Raw genomic sequence first — 24,729 nt, forward strand, 5'->3', positions numbered from 1 at the left:
GTCTGCGAGCATCCTAACCAATTCACTCAACGACCTGCTCGTTTCTCAAACTGGCTCAACTAGACAGTGCCCAAACAACAACAATTTGTGGGAAGAAAATTCTAACGATCACTATAGACAGGCCCTCCACGAGGGACTGGTAAGATACCTTCAGGATCGAAATGAGGCGACCGTCGCACTGCTCTATGATGCTGGCCTTCGCGCCGGCGACGAACGCGCCCGACCCCTCGCCGCCGGTGAGCACGAGCACGCAGATGTCGTCGTCCGTGTCGGCCGCGCGAACGGCGTCTTTCAGTTCCGTGCGGAACCTGGCCGTTGAGCGCGTTGCGGGCATTGGGACGCTCGATCGCGACCGTCGTGACCCGGTCGGCCCGCTTGCCGATTTCGACGGATAGCAGGTCGTACTCGTCGGCGAGTTCAGTCACCGCCCTCTCCCCGATCGCTGCTCGTGCTGACGCGCTCCCTATCCTCCCAGACGTAGAAGCCCTCGTCGGACTTCTTTCCGAGCTTGCCGGCTCGGACCTTCCGGCGCAGCGCCTGTGGCGGTTTGAACCGCTCACCTAACTCCTTGCGGAGGTGCTCGGCGATATGCAGGCGGACGTCGAGCCCGACGTGATCGCCGAGTTCGATCGGTCCCATCGGATACCCGTAGCCGAGTTCATCGCCTCGTCGATGTCTTCGGCGCTGACGACGTCCTCCTTGCCGATCTCGCGGACGTAGTCGACGGCGAACTTCTCGGTCCGGTCGTTGGTCTGCTCGGCGATCACGATCACGACCAAGTCCACACCGGGTGTGGCGGGTTGAAGAAGTGGAGGCCGACGGCGCGATCGGGATGCTCGAGCGCGCTGGCCATCTCAGTCACCGACAGCGAGGAGGTGTTCGAGGCGATGATCGTCCCCTCGTCCGCCGCCTCGACGTCGGCGAAGACGTCCTTCTTCAGGTCCATGTCCTCGGAATCGCCTCGACTACCAGGTCGGCGTCCGTGACGGCCTCGGTGAGGTCGGTCGTCTCCTCGATCCGTTCGAGGGTCTGCTCCATCTTCGCCTCGGTGACCTTGTCCCGGTCGACCTCGCCCTGGAGGTTCTCGTGGATTCCCTCGAGGCCGTCTTCGACGAACTCGCGCTCGGTGTCGCGAAGGACGACGCCGTGGCCCGCCATCGCGGACACCTGTGCGATTTTGTGACCCATACTCCCCGCTCCGAGAACTGCGACGTACATGCGTTACCACTTCCGATAGATAGTCAAAAGCGCTCCCGTTCACGTGCCGAGAGCGGAGCGCCTTTGACCCTCGAGTGGGATCTACTCCCATGACCGATCGGCAACCGGTAGTCGTCGGAGCGGTGCGAACGCCACAGGGCAAGTACGACGGCGTCTTCAGCGACGTCAGCAGCGAGCAGCTGTCTGTGCCGCTCGTCAACGAATTGCTCGAACGAACCGGGTTCGACGGCGCCGACGTTGACGACGTCCGCTGGGGTTGTGCGAAACAGGTAGACGAACAGAGCAACAACGTCGCCCGCGTGATCGCGCTCTGTTCCGACCTCGGCGAGTCGGTACCGGGAACGACAATCGACCGGCTCTGTGCCTCCTCGGCTGAGGCGGTTGCAAGCGCGAGCGACGCGATTCGCGCGGGCCAACGCGAGATTATTGTCGCCGGCGGCGTCGAGAACATGTCCCGTACGGAACGGCGGAAGGGAGTCGATGCCTACGATTGTATCGCCGAGCAGTACGACGTTGCGAATCTGCAGATGGGTCAGACCGCCGAGACTGTTGCTCGCAAGTACGACGTCTCGCGCGAGCGTCAGGACGCCTACGGTGCTAGGAGTCAGCAGCGTGCCTTTGAGGCAACTGAGGTAGGCCGGTTCGACGACGAGATCGTCCCCATTGAGACTGGATCGGAACTGGTCGACACTGACGAGGGGCTGCGCCCCGGCACGACTGCAGAACAGATTGCCGACCTGGAGCCCGCATTCGAAGAGGGCGGCACTGTCACGGCTGCAAACGCCTCACAGGTATCCGACGGTGCCGCAGCCCTCCTGCTCACCTCGCGGGCAGTCGCTGAGAACCATGGGGTCGAGATCCTGGCTGAGGTCGAAAATCACGCTGTTGCCGGTGTCGACCCTCGCGTTATGGGGATCGGACCGGTACCGGCAGTCCGAGATCTCTGGGAGCAAAACGGTCGATCGGCCGACGACTACGATCTGGTCGAACTCAACGAAGCGTTCGCAAGCCAGACGCTGTACTGTCAGGACGAACTCGGCTTCAGCGACGACATCTTCAACGTCAACGGTGGCGCAATCGCTATCGGTCACCCGCTTGGCGCCTCCGGAGCGCGTCTGCCGGTAACACTGGTTCACGAACTTCGGCGACGTGGCGGCGGTCTCGGCCTCACGACGATGTGCGTCGGGTACGGCCAGGGGATCGCGACCGAGTTCCGAGTGCTGTAACTAAGCAAGAGCCGCGACTCCCAAGTTCGATTTTGTCTCGAAAACCGTCCTGTGTATCCGTAGTAGGTGATGGCTTCGAACAGTACGATCCGCGTGGCGCGCACCCCAGAAGACCCGCTGTATCGTGCTGATTTTGAGAGATTTTGGCTACGGTCTGTGGGAACGTGCCGAACCGCGAACCGTCGCCGATTCGTGGTTACAGCAGTTGGTCGGCGATAATGTTTTTCTGGATCTCGCTGGTTCCTTCGTAGATCTTCGTGATTCGAGCGTCTCGGTAATATCGCTCGGCGGGATAGTCGGTGACGTAACCCGACCCGCCGTGAACCTGAATCGCCTCGTCGGCGACGTCAACGGCGTGCTCAGAGGCGAACAACTTCGCCATGCTCGAGAACCGGGCGGCGATCTCCTGGTTCCCCTGTTCGACCTGAGTCGCAGCACGGTAGGTCAGCGACCGGGCGGCCTCGACGTTTGTCGCCATCTCCGCAAGTTTGTGTTGAATCGCCTGGAAGTCCGAGATCGGCTGGTCGAACTGCTCACGCTCAGTCGCGTACTCGAGGGCCGAATCTAGCGCACCCTGGGCGGCGCCGACGGCCTGGGCGGCGACGCTGGTGCGCCCGGAGGCGAAGAACTCCATCAACTGGTAAAATCCCTCGTCGACTTCACCGATAACGTTCTCTTTGGGAACACGAACGTCGTCGACGACGACCTCCGCGAGATCGGAGGCTCGAATACCGAGCTTGTTGTTGATCTTCTCGGTTTGGATGCCATCAGCGTCCATCTCGACGAGGAAAGCGGTGATGCCACGGTGACCGTCGCTGGGACTCGTCTTCGCCATTAGAACGCCGACATCGGCGACGGTGCCGTTGGTGATCCACATCTTGTTGCCGTTGAGGACGTAGCCATCGCCGTCCTCCTCGGCGATCGTTTCGATACCGGCGACGTTCGAGCCGTGTGCGGGCTCGGAAATCATCGAACAGGAGGCGGTCTCGCCGTTGGCAATCTTTGGGAGCCATTTCTCTCTCATCCACTCGTCACCGAACTTGATGATCATGTTCGACCCGAAACCAGCGGAGCCAACGGCTGAACCGATTCCGGGGTCGGCGCGCCACAATTCCTCGGTGACGATCGTCGACGAAATCTTGTCCATCCCCGCTCCGTCGTACTCGAGTGGAATCCCGGGGGCGACGAAGTCGTACTTCGCCGCTTCCTTGCGGATCGCTTCGGGGTACTCTCCCTCTCGATCGTGTTCCTCGGCGACGGGTTCGATCTCGTTTTCACCGAACTCCCGAACGGCCTCTCGAATCGCTTCCTGCTCGGCTGACAGCATGAAAGCCATGTCTGATGGTCGGTATCAACTCACAAAATAGCTTCGAACGCTGCAAGTGAGGGTGTCGAGACCGATAATCCTTGGTAACGTTGTGGAGGCGATATGTTAGCCGTAATTCTACTCAGGATTCGACTGCGATCGGAGCGAATTTACCTTATCGTCGGGGAGTTCAGACTTCCGCACCGTTCATTTCGTCATTCGTGGATGTTCATCGACGAATTCGACCTCGTAAGAGCGTTTGTACGCTACGAGGTGCTTCAGGCAGTAGCCCCGGATCCGTTCGGGTGTCGCCGCCGGATCGGGTGTTGGTACAACGAAGGTTTTCACCGTCTCGCCGCGACGATAACAGCGTCGGCAACGCCTCGGTGTTCGAATAGAAATTCCTCGACCTCGCACAGGTAGACGTGCATTTGGTCCCGCCCACTATTAATTGCGGAGCGTTCAGAAAAACACCGACACAGTCACACTCGGCGACACTACGCTGAGGCCTCGAGCGAAGCGGTCAGCGCATCCAGATGCTAGTCCGTCGCCGTCTCGAGATCACGGTCGGATTCGTCCCGGATTGGTTCGTAGGTAAGTGCCGTCCGCGCATAGAGGAGCGCCAACACGACAGCCGTACCCGATGCGATCTGAAGCCAGACAGTAACGACGGATCCGAACAGTGCCGCGAACGCGGCGACAGCGTATAACCCTCGAGCGAGGTATGAGAGCTCACGGGCCCCGTCGAAGCCGATCGTCGCGACGACGAGTCCGAGGGTACCCGCCAGGGCGACGGGGAACGCGATCAAGGTGTCGGGAACCGACCAGTAGATCAGACTATTGTTGGCGACGAACGCGAAGGGGATGACGAAACCGGGCGCGCCGATCCGTATCGATTGGAGGCAGGATTTCGTGAAGCTCGCACCAGCGATGCTCGAACCGATCGCAACGGAGACGGCTACTGGCGGCGTGATCGCAGACAGCATCGCGAAGTAGAAGACGAACATATGGGCCGTGATGTCTGCGACACCCATCGCCGTGATGCTGGGGACGATCAGCATCGCAACGAGAATGTACGCCGCCGGTGTCGGCATACCGAGCCCGAAGAGGATACTTGCGAGCATCGCCATAATCAGGAGCAAGACGAGGACGCCGCCAGCAAGCGATACTATTTGCTGGCTGATCTTCCCCGAGAGGCCCGTTCCCTGAATCATCTGAAGAATCAGTCCGAGCGAGCCCAGGATACCGACGAGCGGCGCCATCTCAATGGCACCCTGTCGGAACCCGTCGAGCGTCCGTCGCGTCGTCTCGAGGGCGGCACGAGCGCCGGAGCCGATCAACCAGACAACACCAAGGACGGTTCCCGGAACTCCGTCGCGTCTCGACGATCCGGCGTCGAACGCTGTGTGCGGGGTACCGTCGCGCATCCAGAGCGCGATCCGCCGAATATACATCACACCGACGAGAGCTCCGATTGAGTACAGTCCCGCGCCGAGTGGCGTGTAACGGAGAACGACGAGCGTGTAGAGTAACGTGCCGAGCGGAACCAGAAAGTGGAGGCCGTCGAGGAGGACGCTGCGATCGAACGGTTCGAGTTCGTCCGTGATCCAGCCAAACTTGAGCACAATGAGGTAGACCGCAACACCAACACTGAGGTAGAACAGCGCCGCTGGAATGACGCCTGCTTGGACGACCGTGAGGTACTCGATACCGAGGATGTCCGCCATGAGGAAGGCGGCGACACCCATCACCGGAGGAAGCATCTGTCCACCGGCCGAGGCGACGGCCTCTATTGAGGCCGCAAAATCGTCGCGAATGCCCTGATCCTTGATCATAGGAATAGTGAAACTACCGGTTGTCGCGGTATTCGCGGCGGCGCTACCGGTGATCGACCCCATGATCATGCTGGCCACAACGGCAACCTGGACGACCCCCGTACGGAGACTCTTGCCCGCCTCACGACCGACCTCGAGGACGTAATCGAGTGCACCGTAGGCTTTCGCGATTCCCGCAAACATGATGAAGATAGCGACCCAGGTAGAGCCGATCTCGAGGATAAACCCGTACGTACCCTGAAGGCCGATTGCGCCCTCACGAGCGATGCGTTCGAGGCTCATTCCGCTGTGGTTGAAGAACCCGGGGAGAAGCGGTCCGACAAATGCGTAGACGAGAGAGGAAATCACAACGGACGTAAACATGTAACCGAACGCTCGGCGGGTCGCGTCGGTCACGAGGAGGATAATGAGCAGACCGATCAGGATGTCGGCGGTCGTGTAGCCGACGGTGTAGGCGGCCTGAAGACGTCCAAAGTTGAGGTGAACGTAGCCGGTTGCAAGCAGCGACGCTCCCGCGAGGAAGACGGCGACCGACGGAACAACGTGACTGCTGATCGATCGGAGCGGCGATCCGTCCGCGACGTACGTGTTCAGCCGGCTGTCAATGAACGGATCTTCACCGAGGGCTTCCGAAGCCTGCAAGAGGTAGTAGAGGGCCATGCCGATACCGAGGAAGATGTTCGCGTACTGGGTCGGCTCGGAGAACGGGAGCGCGTAGGCGTAGTAGACGGTCAGCAGCGTAAGCGAAACGGCAAAGACCGTCACCAAGCTCGACAGCACGTTCGCCACGGTGGCGTCACTGCGCGAGGGGAGCCGAGTGCCGATTCGTGCCGTGAAAGAGGTGTTTCGACTCATGGGAGAACGGACTACTCGTCTCCCCGAACGAACTCGTCACGCCAGACACCGAGGTCCTCGTAGAAGTCCGCTGCCGCGGGGTGGAACGGCATATCGTCGTACATCCTCGTCGTCCACCACTCGTCATCGGTGTAGTAGCCGAGGTAGGCGTGATCGTCAGCCATCTCGTCGCGTTGCTCGTACATCGTCTCGAGGAACGCACTGGCGTAGTCGCTATCAAGATCGCCGCGAACGACGAAATTGTAGGGAATGTTGATCGTCATCGCTTCGTCTGGTGCGTGCGCGTAGCCCTCAAGTCCGTCCTGTGTCATGTCGATCGATTCGATCGGAATACCGTCGTCGCCTTCGATTTCAGCAAGCGCGTTGTCGGGCCACTCGAGGACGTTAAGGTCCAGCGTCTGTTTCATCTCCTGGACCCAAGAAGCCTCGAAGTCGAAGTTCGAAATCGTCACGACGCCAACGTCGAGTTGGCCCTCCTCAAGTGCACCCGCCTGCTCGCCGTAGCTGATGCTGATCTGTTCGTAGCCGTCGATAGCGTAGTCGAGTGCGTCGGTGAGCGTCCTCGATGTTCCCGACTCGCCAGGTGTTGGCGAAATCGTGCTACCGGGTTCGATGTCGTCGATCGAAGTCCAGTCGTGGTTCGTAACGAACAGCCAAGGCAGGTCGTTGTAGTGGACGAGCTGTTGCGGTTCGTACTCGAGGTCATCGTACGGCTCCTCTTCGTTCTGGATCATCCGCGCGGACCGGTGCTGGATCATCGCGATATCTGCCTCACCGCGACCGAGACGGCCGAGGTTGTCCTCGGTTCCCTCGCTGGGCTGAGCCTCAACGCTGATCGTGTCCGCGTGTTCGTCGACGACGGCCCCGATTCCCTGGCTCGCTGCGTACGTTCCCGTCTCCGATTCGGCCGTCACGATGACGAGTTGCGAGCCGTCGCTGCTCCCCAGACCCGCGCTGAGCGAATCGAGACAGCCGCCTACTGCTGTAGTTGCCCCGACGCCGGCGGCAGCAAGGAACGATCGACGGCTCGTACTATGCGTGCTGCTGAGCATTCCCATGGTGATTCCACTCATGGTATGGCACAATAACTGTTTCGATTCGAAGAAAATCACACCGGGACATACCCCATCTCAAACGACGGATTCGCGATGACTCAGGTTGTCAGTCGAAACGACAGTAAAGAACGAAGCCGCCCCGTGGACCAAAATAGCTATACCCGTAGTTCTGTACTACCCGATATGCTCGATTTCGTTCAGCTCGAGGCGGATCTGGGCCAAGAGGAGCAACTCATTCGGAATACGGCCCGCGAGTTCGTGGAAGAACACATCAAGCCCGACATCGGCGAGCACTTCGAGGCCGGTACGTTTCCAACGGATCTCATCCCAAAGATGGGCGAACTCGGATTCTATGCGCCGAATCTCGAGGGTTACGGTTTGCCGAACGTCTCGGAAACTGCGTACGGACTTCTGATGCAAGAGCTGGAGGCGGGCGATTCGGGACTACGCTCGATGGCCTCCGTTCAGGGCGCACTGGTGATGTATCCGATCCACGCCTACGGCAGCGAGGCCCAAAAAGAGAAGTGGCTCCCGGCGATGGGACGGGGTGAAACGATCGGTTGCTTCGGGCTCACGGAACCCGAGCACGGATCGAATCCGTCGGCGATGGATACCCATGCCGAGGCCGACGACGCCGGTTATGTCCTCAATGGGGCGAAAACGTGGATCACCAACTCGCCCATTGCAGACGTTGCGGTCGTTTGGGCACGCGACTACTCGAGCGAAGACGATCCTGTTCGCGGCTTCTTGGTCGAGACCGACCGCGACGGCGTCTCGACGAACAAGATCACTGAGAAGCTCTCCCTGCGCGCGTCCGTTACGGGTGAGATCGGACTCAACGACGTCTATGTACCCGAGGAGAACGTTCTTCCAGGAGTCTCGGGTATGAAAGGGCCGCTGTCCTGCCTCACACAGGCTCGGTACGGGATTGCCTGGGGCGCTGTCGGAGCGGCACGAGACTGCTTCGAGGAGGCTCGATCCTACGCGACCGACCGCGAGCAGTTCGGCGGTCCGATCGGTCGCTTTCAGCTTCAGCAGGAGAAACTCGCGGAGATGGCGACGCAGATCACACTCGCCCAGCTACTGGCCTATCGGCTCGCTGAACTCAAGGAACGGGATGACTTGCGCCCTCAACACGTGTCGATGGCCAAACGAAACAACGTTCGGATGGCCCGCAATCAGGCGCAGATCGCCCGTGAAATGCTCGGGGGCAACGGGATCACCACGGACTATTCTCCGATGCGCCATATGGCCAACATGGAAACCGTTTACACCTACGAAGGGACTCACGATGTTCACACGCTGATCCTCGGTGAGGACCTCACCGGGCTTCAGGCCTACCAGTAGTCCGACGACGCTGTTGCACATAGCGAAACGACAGAGATCTCGGCCGACCTTCATGGATCTTATTTCGCTTCTCGTATATCCCGTTCCGCTCTTCGGAATATTGATTAGCGTGCTTGAGAATGCCTCAGATATGAATACAGACCGCAACGCCGAATCTAAGTCGGGGGTCGAAACGACCCGCAAAAGTTTCGAGATTCTTGAGGCGCTCAAAGCAGAAGAGGGGAACTCTATTACTGAGCTCTCACAACGAACTGACCTCTCTAAGAGTACCGTCTACCGTCACTTACAGACATTGACCGATATGGGGTACGTGATCGAACGCGATGCCGAGTACTCTGTCGGGCTACGACTGCTTGAGATTAGCGAGCAGACCAGAAATCGGAAGATGGGATACACTGCCGCGAAACGGAAAGTGTTCGAACTGGGCCAAGAGACCGACGAGCGTGCCGTGTTTCTCGTTGAGGAAGAGTTCGAGGGAGTCTACCTTCACCGGTATGGGAGCCTTCAAGATACGATGATCGGTAGCCGCCGTCCGCTACACTCACTAGCGGCTGGGAAGACGATTCTCGCCGAGTGGGACGATGAACGCGTCGAGCGTTTCATCGACGAGAAGGGACTCGAGAAACACACTGAAAACACGATTACGGATTCCGATGCGCTGTTTGCTGAGCTCGAACGAATCCGAGAGTGCGGCTACGCAATCAATGAGGAAGAGTACATGGACGGTCTCTGTGGTATTGCTGTCCCTATCTATACACCCGATGAAGAGCTGTTGGGTGCGCTGGCGCTGTTCGGCCCGACGAGCCGGTTCAGGGACGAGTATATCCACGAAGACTTCGCAAAAAAACTGTGGGACAAAGCCGGTGAGATCAAGATCACCTTGGCGTACGGGTAACTGATCATCCGCAGTGCGGAATAGATCAAATATGGAAGACGTCAATAGCAGTCATCCAGCCCTCGAGTGTCGACCGAACATATCCGTCGTTTCGGTGTGTGGAATCCAGATCTGACGAGCGGGTTTTTCCACATCAATTCTCGGGTCGATGTCATCGCTCGGGAGAACGGCCGAGTCGGGCGGTACGCGGAAGCTATCGAACAACAGCAGTGAAACCGTTAATACGGTTCGTTCGACGTAACATCAAGAAAATAGGCCACAATACAGCTGAATCGCACGACGGTCAGGAACTAGCTTTACGGAAGTACTGATGTAAGTGATAGTGGTGGATCACGCATCAGACATCGGTTATGAGAGGGAACTTCTTGGGAGCGCACACGTCCACATTAACGTAAGGAGATCGTGTATTCGTCGGTCGCGTACTCTTCGAATCGAATCACCGTTTTCGACAATCACGCTGATAGTGATTAGGACGAGTCTTACCAGTAAGATACGGCCAGATGTCTGGCTCGGTGATCGCGCTCAGTCCTCGTGGAATGTAGTCTTTCAGCACTGAGAGATCGGGAACGAGCCGATACTTGAACCACTCTTACAGCTGATCCCAGAACCCTTCGATGGCGTTCAATTCGGGGAATTTTGACGGAAAGTACCAGATCTCGAGATCCTTTCCACGTACGTACGAGACCGAAACTGTCGGAGACAGTTTCAGTCTCACGCTTACCTCTCGCATGCTCCCAGAGATCCCTCGTGTAGCAGTAACTCGCTCTAGGAACACCACTAGCGCCTCGCCGAACTTGTCGGTCAATGCCTCTAACAGCCGAATCCCGTGCTTCCGTGTGAGGTTCTCTTCTGTCCAGCAGAAGAAGCTGTCACCGACTTCCAGGAAGTTGCCGTCTCTATCGTCGGGCCCGCTACTAAATTGGAGAGAACATTATCACCGGTGTCCTCGAACTCATCGGCAGGAACGACATGGATAAAGATATTAGATTAAACTAATCATCAATGTAGCAACATCTCCAAATATTTTACATCGGTACTGTTGTAAGGTGATGGACGTGATGATATCAACATCACACTACCCACAATGGCCAACAGCGATGTTTTATCTCATTAAACACCTTTGTAATCACAGATAAAGCCGAAAGTATTTTAGTAGCACGGTGGATTCTTTCTCTCATGTCTATCATAGTGATAGTTGCACATCCGGATGACGCCGATATCTTCTGTGGCGGAACGCTTGCCAAACATGTCGACCGTGGTGACGACGTTACCATTATTCACATGACTCGCGGCGAGCTCGGCACAGCGGACAACAATGAAGCAGAAATTGCTGCTGTTCGGGAAGAAGAGGCACGCCGTTCGGGCAAGGAACTCGGCGCCTCGGTTGAGTTCCTTGACTTCCAGGATGGCCGGGTGACGTACTCGATGGAGAATCGGTTAGAAATCGTTGAGACGATTCGTAAGCACGATCCGAAGCTCGTGTTGACTCATTTCCAGGACGATATGCATCCAGATCACCGCGTTACGTCGAAACTAGTCACGGATGCCTACTATATGGTGTCGCTGCCACTCGTCGAAACGGTATCGGCACCGTGCGACCCATCGAACGTCTACTATTTCGGGAAGCCCACCTCATCGTTTGAGCCGGAGACATACGTGGATATCTCTGAGCAGATCGATCGAAAGATGCGTGCTGTTGAACGCCACAAGTCACAGATCAAGTGGCTGAACGATCACGGCGGTATCGATAGCGAATTTGACGACTTCATCGCGAACGTGCGTGCCAGAGCACGCACACTCGGTCAGGAGGCCGGTGTCCCATTCGCAGAAGGCTTTACTTCGCTTCACACGACGTCAGTCGAGTATCTTGAGTAACCGGTTGAGCTACAACGAGGTAATGTTCACCTCAATAATGTTGACTGCACGGCGAATCAGTTTCGGCAACTCTTCTGTGAGCCGTTCATCTTCCATCCGACTTACTGGTCCAATGAGCGAGATGGCACCGTAAAGTGTTCCGTCTTGATCACGGATTGGCGCTCCGATGCCGACAAGTCCCTGAATCGTCTCTTCGTGATTATACCCGATGCCGCTCTCGCGGATCTCGGCTAGTTGTTCACGGAGTTCATCTGGATCTGTGATTGTGTTTGGCGTAATTTCCTCGAACTCAGTCTCTTGAATGATCTCTTCACGTCGTTCCTCCGGCATAAACGCTAGCAGTGCTTTCCCAACGGCGGTGTGGTAGAGTCCATTCCGGTAGCCGACATACAGTTCCGTCTGTACGGCATCTTCCCCCCTAGACTTATAAAGGCAGATACCTTCACCGTGTTCTTCGACAGTGAACAACGCCATCTCGCCCGATTCGGCCGCGAGAGTGTCGACTTCGGCCTGTACGATATCATAGATATCCACACGGCTTTTCGCGTAATGGGCGAGGTCGAGGAACTGGAGTCCAAGAGCGTACCGTTGACCGTTTTTGACCACGTATCCATTCTGCTCAAGCGTCGCTAGGTGACAATGGATCGCTCCCTTCGAAAGATCGAGTTCGTCGGCGATATCGGTCACGCGTGCCTCTTGCTGCTCTTTGAGCACGTCGACGATATCGAGCGTGCGTTGAACCGCTTGTATGGGGTGTTTTGCCGAGTTCATCGGTTATCTCAGTAAGAGAAGATACACCAGATTAAATGTTTGGGTGCGTTAAACAAACTCTTGACAATGCTATCCATGATTAATCCCGTGTGGTATATTTTGTACGCACGAAGCCCAGTTTCTGCCGTGAGATGAAAGTTCGTCGCGCACTACTAGCTGATCCGTGTTTTGGAGGAGTAAACAGAACCGAATTTTAGCGTTACTCGGTTTTCGGTGCGAACGTCCAATCGCTTCTCGGAATAAACTGCTCGAGATCGAGGTCGGGAGTGTACCCGAATGGGGAATCGTCGACTGTGTTAAGCGAAATCCGACCCTCTTCGATGTCGAGTGTAGGGAAGCCGCGCTCGTGTTTTTGGTATAGATCGCTGTGAGCGTCGAGGAGGTCATCCTGGAGTCCATTGGGAAGCATCGCCATGCCGCGGAAGTAGTGATGGCCGTTTCGCTCGACATGTTTTTTTCCTATCGTCGCCATTACGGCGAGATCCTGTAGTAGTGACACCGGCCCGACCGTCGAGAGATCTTCCCCGCTGATGACGTACTCCTTGTTCTGTTTCTCGTGACGGTGGTGTTCGATCAGGCATGCGTTCGCGATACCCTTGAACACACCCTTACAATTTTTGTGACTAGTACCGACGTAGCCACACTCGAGTGCCCGTGCGAGGCTCTGAAGTTCACTATCCGACTCATCGATGATCATCGACGGTCGATTGTCCCAGTCAGTGAATGTCTCTTGGGTAGCATCGGTGAGAGCGTTGCCCCGAGCGAGCGGCTGCTCGACATAGTATAAGTGCTCGAGCAGCGGGCCGGTCCCCGGTGTATCTGTCAACTGCTTCCAGTCCGCCCTGAACGAGTCTGCGTCGCCATATTGCTCGTTCGCGTCGAGGGTCACAGCATATCTATCTAGATCACTGAAAACGTCAGCCAATCGTACCAATCTCTCCGAGTCGCGCTCGACATCGCCACTAAGTTTGATTTTGAAGAATGATACACCCTGTCGCTCAACGTACTGGGCGAGCGTTTGGGGAAGACCGTCCTGAAGCCGGCTTTCCGCATCAAGGTCATCGGTAGTGACCGGATCGGTAAAACCAACCGTGTGACGAATTGCCATTTCTCGCTGAGGTTCGGTTGGAAGGTAGTCCGCGGGAACGGTATTTGTCAGCGGTGGGTAGATCTCACCGAGATCGATCCCGAGCGTGTTCTCATGTACGGCTCGATGGAACGTCGTCCTACGCTTCCGACAGAACGCGTCGATCACCGCGCGCTCAATGAGGCTTACGCCAAACGACCAAAGCAACGGTGGATGATTGGTTGTCGCAGCCCATTTCCGTTGTTGTTCGTAGAGCGACATCCAAAAGTCGAAGACAGTGTCTGCCTTGATTTCTTTAGCGCGAGCGGTCGCCTCGTCGATTACCTCAAGCATTTGATCGAGTCCGTCCGAAAAGGTAACACCTGGCTCCTTGAGGAACCATAGGGGAGACAGTCCTTCAGCCGCGATGCCCTCTTGTCCGGCCAGTTCATCGCCGCCCTCGATCCGGACGAATAGGTGTGGCAGCTCCGTGAGGGTCGTGTTTCCGAAGTGAAACGGCATTCGTAGCTCCATGTCCAGTACGTACTGATCAAGAGAATCAACACTGATGGGCATATGCTATCATATTCATTGATTACTCTTAATTTCTGTGGAAGACATACTCACTCCGATCTGCCGTCGTTATGCGATTATCCACAAACCAAGCCATGCATCTGGTACCACATGGGCTGTCGATATGCGGACAACGACCTAAAGAAGAAAACGAGTGACGTCACCCATCAGCCGGGATAGTTATCCGTCGATCCTATCATTGATTAGTTAAAACTGACTCGATCAATTCGTTGTTACGAACGAAAGATCATTATTCCAGTAGATCAATACTTGAACAAGGATGCGCACAGTCCGATTTAGCGACCCGTCCGGCCTCACTCGGACCGGGACGTGGACCGACAGCGGTATCGAGACCGGCAACCGACGCTACGACCCCGCGGAGGTGGCGATCCTCCCGCCCAGCGAGCCGACGAAGATCGTCTGCCAGGCTGGCGGCTACATGGATCACCGCGAGGAATCCGGCTTCGAGGACCTTCCGGACCGGCCCGAACTGTTCCTGAAGACGCCCAACTGCATCGTCGGCCACAGCGACGCGATCGAACTCCCGCCCGGTCGGGACGAGGTTGAGTTCGAGGCAGAGTTCGGCATCGTCATCGATGAGCAGTGCCGCGGGGTCGACGAGGACAAGGCGATGGATGTCGTCCGTGGGTTCACCTGCGTCAACGACGTCTCCAATCGTGACGACCAGGCCGAGGAGCGCAATTGGGTCCGCGGCAAGGCGTTCGACGCCTCGCTCCCGATGGGTCCGGTGCTGGCGACGCCCGACGAGGTAACCGACGATGCCCGCCTCGAACTCCGGCTCAACGGGGAGGTGAAACAGGAGACGACCCGCGAAATGATGATCTTCTCCGTCCCCGAACTCGTCGCCGAGGTGAGCGAACTCATCACGCTCGAGCCCGGGGATGTTATCGCGAGCGGCACGCCGTTTGGGCCGGGACCGCTCAGCGAGGGCGACGTCGTCGAGGTCGAGTTCGAGGGCGTCGGTACACTCGAGAACCATGTCGTCGAACGCTAAGAACGAATCGTACTAATAGTCGGTAATACCGTTTTTGTATTCGGTCTGAGTACTGCGTTCGAGCCGGACGAATCGGTACGCAGAGTCTGTTATCGACGTCGTCGAGTTCCTCAGTGGTCAGTTGATAACTGGTTCCTCGGCCGTGTTTCCGAATTACGTTTGCAGATTCGTTTCCGTCTTTGGTTACTTTTTGATGTTTTTCACTCTTTATGCACAATACGAACGCGTACTACTTACTGTCTTATTTCGACCGCGACCCACTGATCCGTCGCGGCCGACTCGTAGGCCGCGTCGAGGATCCGGAGTACGGTCAGGGCGTTCTCGAGCGTCACGGGCGGCTCCGCTCCCGTCTCGCGGGCCTCGAAGAACCCCTCGATGAACTCTCGTCCCCACGCGCCGCCGTAGCCGGCCTCGGACTCGTAGTCGTGCGTGATCGTCCGGTGGGGCGTCGCGGACCAATCGTCGTCCGTCGACTCGAGTTCGAGTTCGGTCTCGCCGTCGAAGCCGAAGGTGCGCCCCATCGGATCCCAACTGCTCCGGCCGCCGTTCCCGTAGAGGTTGAGCTGGGTGTCGTAGATTCCCTCGCGCAGGTAGTAGCCGCAGTGGACGGTTCCGAGCGCGCCGTCGGTCGTCTCGAGCTGGAGCGTCGCACCGTCCTCGACGTCGACGCCGTCGAACCCGGCGGTGGTGCTGGCGTTCACCCGACTGACCGGAGACTCGAGCAGCCACGAGAGCAGCTGGATCCAGTGGATGCCGAGCCACTGGAGGATGCCGCCGCGGCTCGCGTCCGCGTCGAAGATGAAATGGTCGGTGTTGCGGTACGCGAGCTGCGAGGCGACAAACCGCGCCTCGAAGCTCCGCAAGTCGCCGAAGAACCCATCCTCCAGGTGGGACTTCAGCTGCGCGGCGATTGGGTGGCCCTGCCAGGGGTAGGACACGCAGACGGTCGCGTCCGCACGCGCCTCGGCCTCGAACAGCGGCTCGAGTTCCGCGGCAGTGCGGGCTGCCGGCTTCTCCGTGTAGACGTCAACATTGCGCTCGAGCGCGCGTTCGATCGCCGCCGGCGTGTCCCGGTTCGGGAGCGTTAGGACCACCGCGTCTACGGTGACCTCGTCGAGCATCGTCTCAAGGTCGCCGTAGACGGGCACGTCGCCAAGGCTCGCCACGGCGTCGACGTCGAACGCGTCGTTCGGCTCGCAGGCGCAGGCCACCGTCGCCGGCAGCGTTTCGAGCGTTTGCAGGTACGGTTCCGCGTGGTGGTGATCGAGGCCGACGTAGCCGACGGTCGACGCGTCCGTTTCGTCGCTGATATCGACGCCGGAGGCAGGAGTGTCGGATCTAGCCATCTTACTTGAAGGTTGGAATAACTTTCTCGCCGAAGCGCTCGAGCGTCTCGAGGGTCGTGTCCTGGGGCTGGCCGGGGAACTGGCAGCGGACGTACACTTGGTCGACGCCGAGGGCCTCGTACTCGCGCAGCTGTTCGATGCAGTCGTCGGGCGAGCCGATGACAAACTTTTCTTCGAGTTCCTCGTAGTCGACCTCGACTTCGTGTTCGTCCATGTAGGTCTGGCCCCAGCGGGCGTACATCTCGTAGAGCTTCAGCAGGTAGGGTTCGATGGTCTCCCGGGCCTCCTCGACGGAGTCGGCGACGAAGCAATCGCGCATGAGTACGACTTGGTTGTCCTCGCGATTCATGTCGAACTCCTCGAGCGAGGACTCGTAGACGTCGATCTGCTCCTCGAGGTCGGCGGTCGTCGAGGACGCGCTGGCGATCCAGGCGTCGCCGCGGTAGGCCGCGCGCTTGATCGCGATGTCGGCGTGGCCGCCGATCCAGACCGGCAGTTCGCCCTCCGGACGGGGACTGACGAACACGTCGTCGAACGACCACTGCTCGCCGTCGTGAGAGACGTGCTCTTCGCTCCACAACCGCTTGAGCACGTGCAGCGACTCGATCAGCGCCTTCGACCGCTCCTCCATGTCGACGCCGAAGGGCTCGATCTCGCGCTCGCGGTAGCCGACCGCGGCGCCGAAGTGCATGCGGCCGCCCGAGAGCCGGTCGATCATCGCGACGTACTCCGCGAGATGGAGCGGATTGTACAGCATCGGCAGCATCGCCATCGTCGAGAGATCGAGCGTTTCGGTTCGCGCCGCGATCGCGGAGAGCCCCGTGATCGGCTCGACGACGCCCTCGTCGTGGACGTGTCGTTCGCCGAGCGAGACGCCGTCGAAGCCGACGTCCTCGATCAGTTCGGCCTGTTCGTACAGGTCGGAGGCCTCGAAGTCGCCGTCAGGCGTGTAGTACTGGTTCAGAAAGACACCGAACTTCACGACCTCGTCACCCCGTTCTCGGACCACTCGGACACGGTGCCGCGGATTCCGCCGTCGGTACGGGAGACAGACGCTGGCATCTCTACGCGTACAAGGCTGCTAGCAGGCATTCGTTCGTCTGCGTTGACGGACTAGTTCCTAATGTAACTTCTGGTGGCTGTGACCACTTCCCAATCCTCACGAATCGACGGAGCTGGCGAGTGTCGGGCTCGATACCGAGTCGTACGGCCGCGGTCACCGGTCCCCGTTTCAGATCCTGACTATCTCGCCAGTGGTTATTTATGGCGTGTGATAACGTAGTAGACACATGGCGACACGAATCTCGAGGGCGGTATCAGGGAGGACGGCGTGGAACCAGCTCCGGACGGTCGGTCCGGCGCTCGTGCTCGCGGCGGTCGTCGTCGGTCCCGGGAGCATCGCGCTCAGTACGATCGCCGGCAGTCTGTACGGCTATCAGTTGCTCTGGGTGCCGATCGCCGCGACGGCGTTCATGATCGTCTACACCTGGATGGCCGCCCGAATCGGGCTGGTCACTGGAAATACGATCCTCCAGGAGACCAGAGAGCGGTACGGGTCGACGGTCGCGACGGCCGGCGGCTTCTTTGGTTTCCTCGCGATTCTCGCCTTCCAGGCAGGGAACAACGCCGGGATCGGCTTCGCCACCAACGCGCTGGTCGGCTACGACGTTCGGCTGTGGGCTGCGGTCTTCTCGCTCGCCGCAATCGGCTTCCTCTGGTTGCCCGACCTGTACGACAAGATCGAGTTGCTGGTGAAAGCCGTCGTCGGCGTCATGCTGCTCGCGTTCGTTGGGACGCTCGCGACCGTCGGCTTCGACGTCCGGGCTGGCGCGAGCGGCATCGTTCCAACCGTACCGGATGTCGACGCCGCGCTGCTCGCGCTCGGGATGGCCGCGACGACCTTCTCGATCGCCGCGGCGACCTACCAGAGTTACCTGGTGCGCGAGAAAGAGTGGGGCGTCGACCAGCTCTCGGAGAAGGGATCCGACAGCATCCTCGGAATCGCCGTGCTGGGGCTGATCGTCACGGTCATCCTCTTGACCAGCGCGAGCGTTATCTCCGACACGGGCGAGGCAGCCTTCTCGGCGACGGGGATGGCGGCCCAGCTCGAGCCGGTCGCCGGTTCGGGTGCGTTCTACCTGTTCACGCTCGGCTTTTTCTTCGCGAGCCTCTCCTCGCTCGTCGTTAACGCGCTCATCGGCGCGACCCTGCTGGTCGACGGCCTCGGTCGCGATCCCTCGATGGACGGCCGGCCGGTCAAAGTGTGGTCGACGGTCGCCGTCCTGTTCGGGCTCGTCATCGTCCTGATCTTCGAGGGTGATCCGGTCGAACTGCTCCGCGTCGCCCAGGCGGCCGCCGTCGTCGCCTTCCCGATCCTTGGCTTCCTCATCCTCGCGCTCGCCAGCAGCGATGACGTCATGGGTGCCCACTCGAACGGCCGCATCGCTACCACCCTCGGCGTCGTCGGCTACCTCGCGATCGTCGGGATCGTCGGCAACTACCTCTACGAGGTCGTCTCCGAACTCCTCCAGTACCTCTGACTCCCGGCCGACAACTCGCCTCCCGCGTTTTCGTCCGCTGTTCGCGGAAACACGACCGTTCACGAGACGAGTAGCCCCGCTACAGCTTCGCGACGACTTCGATCTCGACGCCGATGTCGATCGGCAGGTCCGACATCTCAACGGCACACCGAGCCGGGTACGGCTCGGAGACGTACTCGGCATAAGCCTCGTTCACGGCGTCGTAATCGCCCATGTCGGTGACGTAGACGTCCGCCTTGACGACGTTCTCGAGCGACGTGCCCGCTTCCTCGAGAATCGCGTCGATGTTCTCGAGGGTTCGTGCGGTCTGGTCCTCGATGCTCTCGACCTCGACGTCGCCGGTGTCCGGGTTCACGGGACCCTGTCCGGAGACGTAGACGGTACCGTCGTCGACGATCGCTTGGGAGAACGGGCCGATACTCTCGGGTGCGTCTGCCGTGTTGATCGCGTCCATGCGTGCTGGTGATTTCGCGACGAGAAGATAAACCCTCCCCTCGACGCGATCTTCACGCGAGGCTAGATATAAGTGCGTGGCATCCCGGTGCCTCTACAGAGGCGGCGATCGGAGTTCGCTCGGGCTAGCATGAAAACCATTGTCACGAACGGAGAGGGCGATATCTGGGACGAAGAGCGACCGCGGCCGGAACCGGACCCCGGTGAGGCGCTGGTCAGGATCCGGGCCGTCGGCATCTGCGGAAGCGACATCGGACTGATCCACGGCGAGGGACCACCCTGGACGGAGTACCCGCTCACGCCCGGCCACGAGGTCTGCGCCGAGGTCGTCGAACTCGGCGACGACGTCGAGTCGCTCTCGGTCGGCGACCGGGTAGCCCTCCACGGGTTCGTCTACTGTGGCACCTGCACCGCCTGTCGCGAGGGCCGGTACTACCAGTGCGACGACCTCCGGGAGATCGGCTTCACCGTCGCCGGCGGTACGAGACGGTGATCGAGACCGTCACCGAGCGACGGGACGGCGTCATCAAGGCCGTGCTCCGTCCGTGATCGGCGGTCGGCGCGATCGGACACCAGTCTTTAAGGTTCAGCAGCGGAACCGTAGTCGCAATGGCGATACGGACGGCCCTGTTTAGCAAGGTGCTTCGCGACCGCTCGCTCGAGGAGGCGGCCGAACTCGCGGCGGAGATCGGCTACGACGGCTTCGAGCCGATGTGCAGAGAACCCCACCTCGACGCGAACCGCTTGCTCGAGGACGTGACCGCGTTCCGCGACCGCCTCGACGACCTCGGCCTCGAGGTGCCGTGTCTGGCGACCTACACCGGCCACTACGTCGGCAAGTCCAGGACGGAGTGCGAGGCGGAACTCGAGGAGTTCGAACGGTTCCTCGAGTTCGCCGACGCGCTCGAGTGCGACCTCGTCCGGCACGGCCCCGGTGGCCCGCCGGTCCGGGAGGCGACCGACGACGACTACGAGCACGCTGCGTCGTGGCTCGCTCGCGCGGCCGACCGGGCCGCCGAGTACGACATCACGATCGGCATCGAAATTCACGCCCACACGATCACCGAGACCGTGGCGTCCACGCAGCGGCTCCTCGCGGAGATCGACCGCGAGAACGTCGGCGTGATCCACGACGCCGGGAACATGTACATCACGCTCGACGACTACGGGCCGGCCTCGGTGCGCGAACTGGGCGACGACCTCGTCCACGTCCACGTCAAAGACGAGCAGCGAATCGACGACCCGAACCGGCCGGGCGCGTTCGAACTCGAGACCGACGACGGGCTCGAGACGTTCCAGCCGCGACTGCTCGGCGAGGGGAGCGTCGATCACGGTCCGCTGTTCGACGCGCTCGCCGAAACGGCCTACGACGGGTACGTCACCGACGAGTGTCACGTCCCACGGGACGGCCTCCAGGACGAGCGCGAGGTCGCCGAACACGAGTTCGCGGAGCTGAACAGACTGCTCGGCTGATTAGCCTGATCACCTGAGTCGCTCGGCGAGCGCCGCCGCGTGTTCTTCGCGATCCGTTTTCTCTAGGTGATCGACGTAGTCTTCCAGCCGGTCCCAGGTGTAGTACGGCCCCTTCTCGGCGAGCACCTGCCACATCGGGTCGGTGACGCCGTTCGGGGTGTCGGGGTTGCCGCCGCGCTCGCCGCGGGCCGCCTCGAGCAGCCGGTCGTCGTGCCAGCACTGGAGCCTGGCCAATCCATCGTCGACGACGCTCGGCTCCTCCGCCGAGAGATCGGTCGTCTCGTGGGGATCGCTCGCAAGGTCGAACAGCATGACGTCCTCGAGGCGGCTCCGGTAGGCGTCGTGGTAGGTCCGGAACAACAGCCAGTCGTCCCAGCGAACGCTCCGCTGGCACGTCCAGGCCCCCTGGCTGAGGATCAGTTCGTCGCGTCCGCCCTCCGTGCCCTCGGTGACCGCGTCGGCGAACGACCGGCCGTCCCATCCCCCGGGCGCGTCGCCGCCGACCAGATCGACGAGCGTCGGCGCGAGATCGAGCTGGTAGCGCAGGGCGTCGTCGGTTCCGGGCTCTACGCCAGGACCGCGAACGACGAGGGGAACCCGACACGTCTTGTCGTCGGCCAGCTGGTGGTCGCCGTAGACGTTGAGTTCGCCGAGGTTCTCGCCGTGGTCGCCGCTGATCACGACGAGCGTCTCGTCGAAGACGCCCTGCTCGCGGAGGAGGTCGAACAGCTTCCCGATGTAGCGGTCCATGTAGCGGACGCCGACGTCGTAGCCGTCGACCATCGTCTCGAACTCCGCCCGCGAGGAGATCTCAGGCGGCATTCGCGGGCGGTCCCACGTTCTGACCCATCCCTTCAGGTCCTGCGCGCTGTGTGGGCCCGACTCTCCGTAGTGCTGCTCGATCAACTCCTCGGTCAGCCACTCTGGGGCGGGTTCGTCGGTGAACGGGTTCCCGTACTCCTCGGGGGTTCGATAGGGCGTGTGCGGGTCCCAGAAGTTGACGTGACAGTACCAGTCGTCCTCGGCCGCGTGCTCCTCGAGCCAGTCGCGAGCGTAGGGGTAGACCTCGTCGGCGCGCTCGCCGCCGTTGCCGCCGGTGTCGTACAGCTCCCGGAACCCCTCGACGACCTGCCAGGCGTCGTGGCGGTCCGGGAACGGACTGATCATGGTCGTGTGGATTCCTGCGTCGCTCAGGGCCGAGCCCAGCGTCCTGAACCGATCCGGATAGTTCGCGCGCCGGCTCGAGCCGTGGCGCCGGGGATCCGCGTTGCGGCCGCCGTGGTTGATCACGCCGGTGTGGATCCCGAATCGGCCGGTGTAAAACGCCGTCCGCGAGGGCAAGCAGGGCGCATCCGAGGTGTAGACATTGGTGAACGTCCGCCCGTCCGCTGCGATGTCGTCGACGTTGGGCGACGTCTCGCGGTGGTAGCCGTAGCAGCCGAGGTGATCCGGCCGCAACGAGTCGCAGTCGATGTACAGTATCCGCATGCCTCGATAGCTGTCAGTGGCGGTGAAATACGTTTCGCCGGTCGGCATCAGATCCGCCCCTCGAGCGCCGGGGGCGAATTTCGCGGTCGTTCGCCCGTCGATCGCGGGGCTGCCAAAGCTTTTGTGACAGGACTGCCTCTGGCTCGGTATCGCATGACGGACACCGAGAGTCCGCGCCTCGCAACCGAGGACGACTTCCCCGAGATGACGGCACTGCTCGATCGATACTTCGCCTACGAACGCTATGGGATGGCCGCCCGACTGCCGTTCTGCTACGATCCGGAGCGCAGCGACCGCCACGCGGTCATCGAGAGGGACGGAGCGATCGTGAGCCACATCGCCGCGGTCCCGCAGACGCTCGTCGTCGGCGGCGACACCGTTGAATGCTGGGGGATCGGCGGCGTGACGACCGACAAGCGGTACCGCGGCGACGGCTACATGAGTCAACTGCTCGAGTTCTGGTTCGACCGGATGGACGACGCCGACGTCCCGCTGTCGGAACTCAGCGGGAACCGCCAGCGCTACAACCACTTTGGGTACGAGAACGCCGGCGCCGAACTCCGGTACACGATCTCGGAGCGGTCGTTCGCGGGGACGCCCGAGCCCGCGGCCGACGCCGTCGCGATCTACGACGGCTCGGACGCGCAACTCGAGGTGCTCCGCGAGATTCACGGCCGGGAACCGTACCGCGTCCGGCGCGACAGGAAACGCAGTCGGATCACGTTCGGTCAACGGGGGCTCGAGACGCTCGTCTACGAGGGCGCGGACGGCCCGGCCTATCTCAGCCTCACGCGGGAGAGCCGCAGCCGAACGATCAAGGAGTTCGGCGGGTCCGAGCGCGGCGTCGAGGCGCTGCTCGGCCACGTGCTCGCGATGTACGACCTGAACGACCTCACGGCCCGCGTCCACCCCCGCCATCCGCTCGGCGACGTGTTCCACCGCCACAGCCGGTTCTGGCAGCAGCGCCCGCACCGCAAGCTGAACATCCGCGATCTGCCCGCCCTCCTCGAGGCGTTCGAGGGGCAACTCGAGGGGCGCTGGCTCGACTGCGGCCGTTCCGAGCGCGGCGACGTCACGCTGGCCCTCGAGAGCGAGGACGCGGCCGTCCGGCTCTCGTACGGCCCGGACCGGGTGGCGGTCGAGCGCGTCACGGGCGAGCCCGACGTCGCGCTCGATCGGCTCTCGATGACGGCGCTGCTGTTCGGGTTTCACGACCGACAGCGCGACGTTCGTCGGCGGGATCCGTTCCTCGAGGCGACGCTGCCGCTCCAGTTCTACATCTGGCCGACGGAACACGTCTGACACGCCCGTTCCTTTCGTCGCGGGCGGCCGTGCTCTTCACCGATAGTTTTAGTCTGGCCACCGTCGTACTGCAGACCACGCTGCGATATGAGCTTCGAGTACGATCAGCGACGCGACGCCGGTGGGACGGGCGGTGCTCCGTCTTCGACGAGCGGTAATCAGAATTATATATCACGGGAAGAGAGGTGTTGGCGATGATCGAGCTAGGGGTACTCGGGCTAGATACCAGTCACCCGGAGACGTTCGCGAAGATCCTCGACGATCGCGCCGACTCCTCGATCGCGGCCGTCTGGGACGGCGGCGCCGTCCGCGAGAACGGGTACGAGCGCGAGTTCTGCGAGCAGTACGACGCGACGCGGTACGACGATCCGCACGCGATGATCGACGACGTCGACGCGGCGATGGTGCTCGCAGTCGACTGGAACGAGCACCGTGATCTGGCAACGCCGTTTCTCGAGGCGGGCGTCCCGACGATGATCGACAAACCGGTGGCAGGATCGGTCGACGACGTGAACGCGATCGAGCGGGCGGCGGCCCGCGGCGGCGCGCCGCTGTTCGGCGGTTCGGCGCTTCCGTTCCACCCGTCCGTTTCGTCGCTCGCCGACACGATGCTCGAGACCGCGTTCTCCGTCGGCTACGGCGATACGTTCTACTACGGCGTTCACCTCGTCGACAGCGTCCGCCTGCTCGCGGGGACCGACTGGACGCGGGTCACGCCGAACCACGGTCCGGGACGGGTCGCGACAATCGACTTCGCGGACGGCTCCGCGGCGACGCTCCGGTTCGACGGCCCCGACGGGGACGGCACGTTCGGCTTCCTGACGGTCGGCGACCGCACTCGAACCGTCCAGATCAGCAGCTCGAGCGACGAACTCGAGCGGATGTACGAGCCGTTTCTCGAGGAGTTCCTCGCGGCGGCTCGAGGCGAGCGCGACGATCGAAACCGGCTCGCCGACGCGGGAACCCTCCTGGTCGGCATTCAGACCGCCCTCGAGACCGACGATCCCGTGACGCCCGACGCCAGCGCGCTCGAGACGACCGAGGTCGCAAGCGAGTCGTTCCTCGCCGATTACGAACCGTACTACTGAAC

21 protein-coding genes and 2 pseudogenes are annotated in these 24,729 nt (G+C 60.7%); 10 read left to right on the plus strand and 13 right to left on the minus strand.

Going from position 1 to position 24,729, the window contains the following annotated elements; all coding sequences use genetic code 11:
• Positions 1-55: 55 nt before the first annotated feature.
• Both GWG54_RS21335 and GWG54_RS09675 read right to left on the minus strand, forming a co-directional pair.
• Positions 56-334: a hypothetical protein gene (locus GWG54_RS21335; RefSeq protein WP_394352922.1), complete on the minus strand. Its 279-nt coding sequence runs from the start codon at positions 332-334 to the stop codon at positions 56-58.
• A gap of 83 nt (positions 335-417) precedes the next feature.
• Positions 418-1,218: pseudogene (locus GWG54_RS09675) on the minus strand (3-hydroxyacyl-CoA dehydrogenase family protein).
• An 89-nt stretch (positions 1,219-1,307) separates the two neighbouring features.
• Between GWG54_RS09675 and GWG54_RS09680 the strand changes: the two are divergent.
• Positions 1,308-2,444: a thiolase family protein gene (locus GWG54_RS09680; RefSeq protein WP_167937571.1), complete on the plus strand. Its 1,137-nt coding sequence runs from the start codon at positions 1,308-1,310 to the stop codon at positions 2,442-2,444.
• 196 nt (positions 2,445-2,640) lie between these two features.
• On the opposite strand, the gene GWG54_RS09685 is transcribed toward GWG54_RS09680, so the two are convergent.
• The 4 genes and pseudogenes from GWG54_RS09685 to GWG54_RS09695 all read right to left on the minus strand — a co-directional run bounded on the left by GWG54_RS09685 (position 2,641) and on the right by GWG54_RS09695 (position 7,498).
• Positions 2,641-3,780 carry an acyl-CoA dehydrogenase family protein gene (locus tag GWG54_RS09685; RefSeq protein ID WP_167937572.1) on the minus strand — a complete coding sequence of 380 codons (1,140 nt, stop codon included), beginning with the start codon at positions 3,778-3,780 and terminating at the stop codon, positions 2,641-2,643.
• Positions 3,781-3,957: 177 nt separating this feature from the next.
• Positions 3,958-4,178 (minus strand): annotated as a pseudogene (locus GWG54_RS21295) (long-chain fatty acid--CoA ligase); the annotation flags it as partial.
• Positions 4,179-4,289: 111 nt separating this feature from the next.
• On the minus strand, positions 4,290-6,440 hold the full coding sequence (locus GWG54_RS09690; RefSeq protein ID WP_167937573.1) for a TRAP transporter fused permease subunit: 2,151 nt from the start codon (positions 6,438-6,440) through the stop codon (positions 4,290-4,292).
• A gap of 11 nt (positions 6,441-6,451) precedes the next feature.
• Positions 6,452-7,498, minus strand: a complete 1,047-nt coding sequence (locus GWG54_RS09695) for a TAXI family TRAP transporter solute-binding subunit (protein ID WP_167937574.1) — start codon at positions 7,496-7,498, stop codon at positions 6,452-6,454.
• Positions 7,499-7,678: 180 nt separating this feature from the next.
• Between GWG54_RS09695 and GWG54_RS09700 the strand changes: the two genes are divergently transcribed.
• A complete protein-coding gene (locus tag GWG54_RS09700) occupies positions 7,679-8,842 on the plus strand; it encodes an acyl-CoA dehydrogenase family protein (protein ID WP_167937575.1) in 1,164 nt (387 codons plus the stop codon).
• A gap of 130 nt (positions 8,843-8,972) precedes the next feature.
• Positions 8,973-9,737, plus strand: coding sequence for an IclR family transcriptional regulator (locus tag GWG54_RS09705; RefSeq protein WP_167937576.1), 765 nt, complete (start codon positions 8,973-8,975; stop codon positions 9,735-9,737).
• Positions 9,738-10,326: 589 nt separating this feature from the next.
• Here the strand turns inward: GWG54_RS09705 and GWG54_RS21340 are convergent.
• Positions 10,327-10,620: a transposase gene (locus GWG54_RS21340; protein ID WP_167937632.1), complete on the minus strand. Its 294-nt coding sequence runs from the start codon at positions 10,618-10,620 to the stop codon at positions 10,327-10,329.
• Positions 10,621-10,913: 293 nt separating this feature from the next.
• Here GWG54_RS21340 and GWG54_RS09715 point away from each other — a divergent pair, with 293 nt between their 5' ends.
• Positions 10,914-11,612 (plus strand): PIG-L deacetylase family protein, encoded by a 699-nt coding sequence (locus GWG54_RS09715; protein WP_167937577.1) that lies wholly within the window; start codon positions 10,914-10,916, stop codon positions 11,610-11,612.
• A 9-nt stretch (positions 11,613-11,621) separates the two neighbouring features.
• Here the strand turns inward: GWG54_RS09715 and GWG54_RS09720 are convergent, their stop codons facing one another.
• Both GWG54_RS09720 and GWG54_RS09725 read right to left on the minus strand, forming a co-directional pair.
• Positions 11,622-12,383 (minus strand): IclR family transcriptional regulator, encoded by a 762-nt coding sequence (locus tag GWG54_RS09720; protein ID WP_167937578.1) that lies wholly within the window; start codon positions 12,381-12,383, stop codon positions 11,622-11,624.
• Positions 12,384-12,582: 199 nt separating this feature from the next.
• Positions 12,583-14,025 (minus strand): hypothetical protein, encoded by a 1,443-nt coding sequence (locus GWG54_RS09725; protein WP_167937579.1) that lies wholly within the window; start codon positions 14,023-14,025, stop codon positions 12,583-12,585.
• A 277-nt stretch (positions 14,026-14,302) separates the two neighbouring features.
• Between GWG54_RS09725 and GWG54_RS09730 the strand changes: the two genes are divergently transcribed.
• The gene (locus GWG54_RS09730; RefSeq protein ID WP_167937580.1) at positions 14,303-15,037 is read left to right on the plus strand and encodes a fumarylacetoacetate hydrolase family protein; all 735 of its coding nucleotides are present in this window, start codon (positions 14,303-14,305) and stop codon (positions 15,035-15,037) included.
• Positions 15,038-15,270: 233 nt separating this feature from the next.
• On the opposite strand, the gene GWG54_RS09735 is transcribed toward GWG54_RS09730, so the two are convergent.
• Together GWG54_RS09735 and GWG54_RS09740 are read right to left on the minus strand one after the other, a co-directional pair.
• Complete coding sequence (locus GWG54_RS09735; RefSeq protein WP_167937581.1) at positions 15,271-16,383, minus strand: Gfo/Idh/MocA family protein; 1,113 nt, start codon at positions 16,381-16,383, stop codon at positions 15,271-15,273.
• Position 16,384: 1 nt separating this feature from the next.
• A complete protein-coding gene (locus tag GWG54_RS09740; protein ID WP_312854270.1) occupies positions 16,385-17,392 on the minus strand; it encodes an LLM class flavin-dependent oxidoreductase in 1,008 nt (335 codons plus the stop codon).
• Between the two features lie 280 nt (positions 17,393-17,672).
• On the opposite strand from GWG54_RS09740, the gene GWG54_RS09745 reads away from it, so the two are divergent.
• Positions 17,673-18,923: an Nramp family divalent metal transporter gene (locus tag GWG54_RS09745; protein WP_167937582.1), complete on the plus strand. Its 1,251-nt coding sequence runs from the start codon at positions 17,673-17,675 to the stop codon at positions 18,921-18,923.
• Between the two features lie 79 nt (positions 18,924-19,002).
• On the opposite strand, the gene GWG54_RS09750 is transcribed toward GWG54_RS09745, so the two are convergent.
• Entirely contained in the window at positions 19,003-19,377 is a 375-nt protein-coding gene (locus tag GWG54_RS09750) for a RidA family protein (RefSeq protein ID WP_167937583.1), read from the minus strand.
• A gap of 129 nt (positions 19,378-19,506) precedes the next feature.
• Here GWG54_RS09750 and GWG54_RS09755 point away from each other — a divergent pair, with 129 nt between their 5' ends.
• Entirely contained in the window at positions 19,507-19,869 is a 363-nt protein-coding gene (locus GWG54_RS09755) for an alcohol dehydrogenase catalytic domain-containing protein (protein ID WP_209438375.1), read from the plus strand.
• Positions 19,870-19,985: 116 nt separating this feature from the next.
• Complete coding sequence (locus GWG54_RS09760) at positions 19,986-20,849, plus strand: sugar phosphate isomerase/epimerase (protein WP_167937584.1); 864 nt, start codon at positions 19,986-19,988, stop codon at positions 20,847-20,849.
• Between the two features lie 9 nt (positions 20,850-20,858).
• Here the strand turns inward: GWG54_RS09760 and GWG54_RS09765 are convergent, their stop codons facing one another.
• A complete protein-coding gene (locus GWG54_RS09765; protein ID WP_167937585.1) occupies positions 20,859-22,337 on the minus strand; it encodes a sulfatase in 1,479 nt (492 codons plus the stop codon).
• 153 nt (positions 22,338-22,490) lie between these two features.
• Between GWG54_RS09765 and GWG54_RS09770 the strand changes: the two genes are divergently transcribed.
• Positions 22,491-23,639 (plus strand): GNAT family N-acetyltransferase, encoded by a 1,149-nt coding sequence (locus tag GWG54_RS09770; RefSeq protein WP_167937586.1) that lies wholly within the window; start codon positions 22,491-22,493, stop codon positions 23,637-23,639.
• A 194-nt stretch (positions 23,640-23,833) separates the two neighbouring features.
• Positions 23,834-24,727 carry a Gfo/Idh/MocA family protein gene (locus tag GWG54_RS09775; protein WP_167937587.1) on the plus strand — a complete coding sequence of 298 codons (894 nt, stop codon included), beginning with the start codon at positions 23,834-23,836 and terminating at the stop codon, positions 24,725-24,727.
• Positions 24,728-24,729 lie beyond the last annotated feature (2 nt).

Origin of the sequence: Natronococcus sp. JC468 (assembly GCF_012163165.1) — an archaeon.
GTDB lineage: Archaea > Halobacteriota > Halobacteria > Halobacteriales > Natrialbaceae > Natronococcus > Natronococcus jeotgali.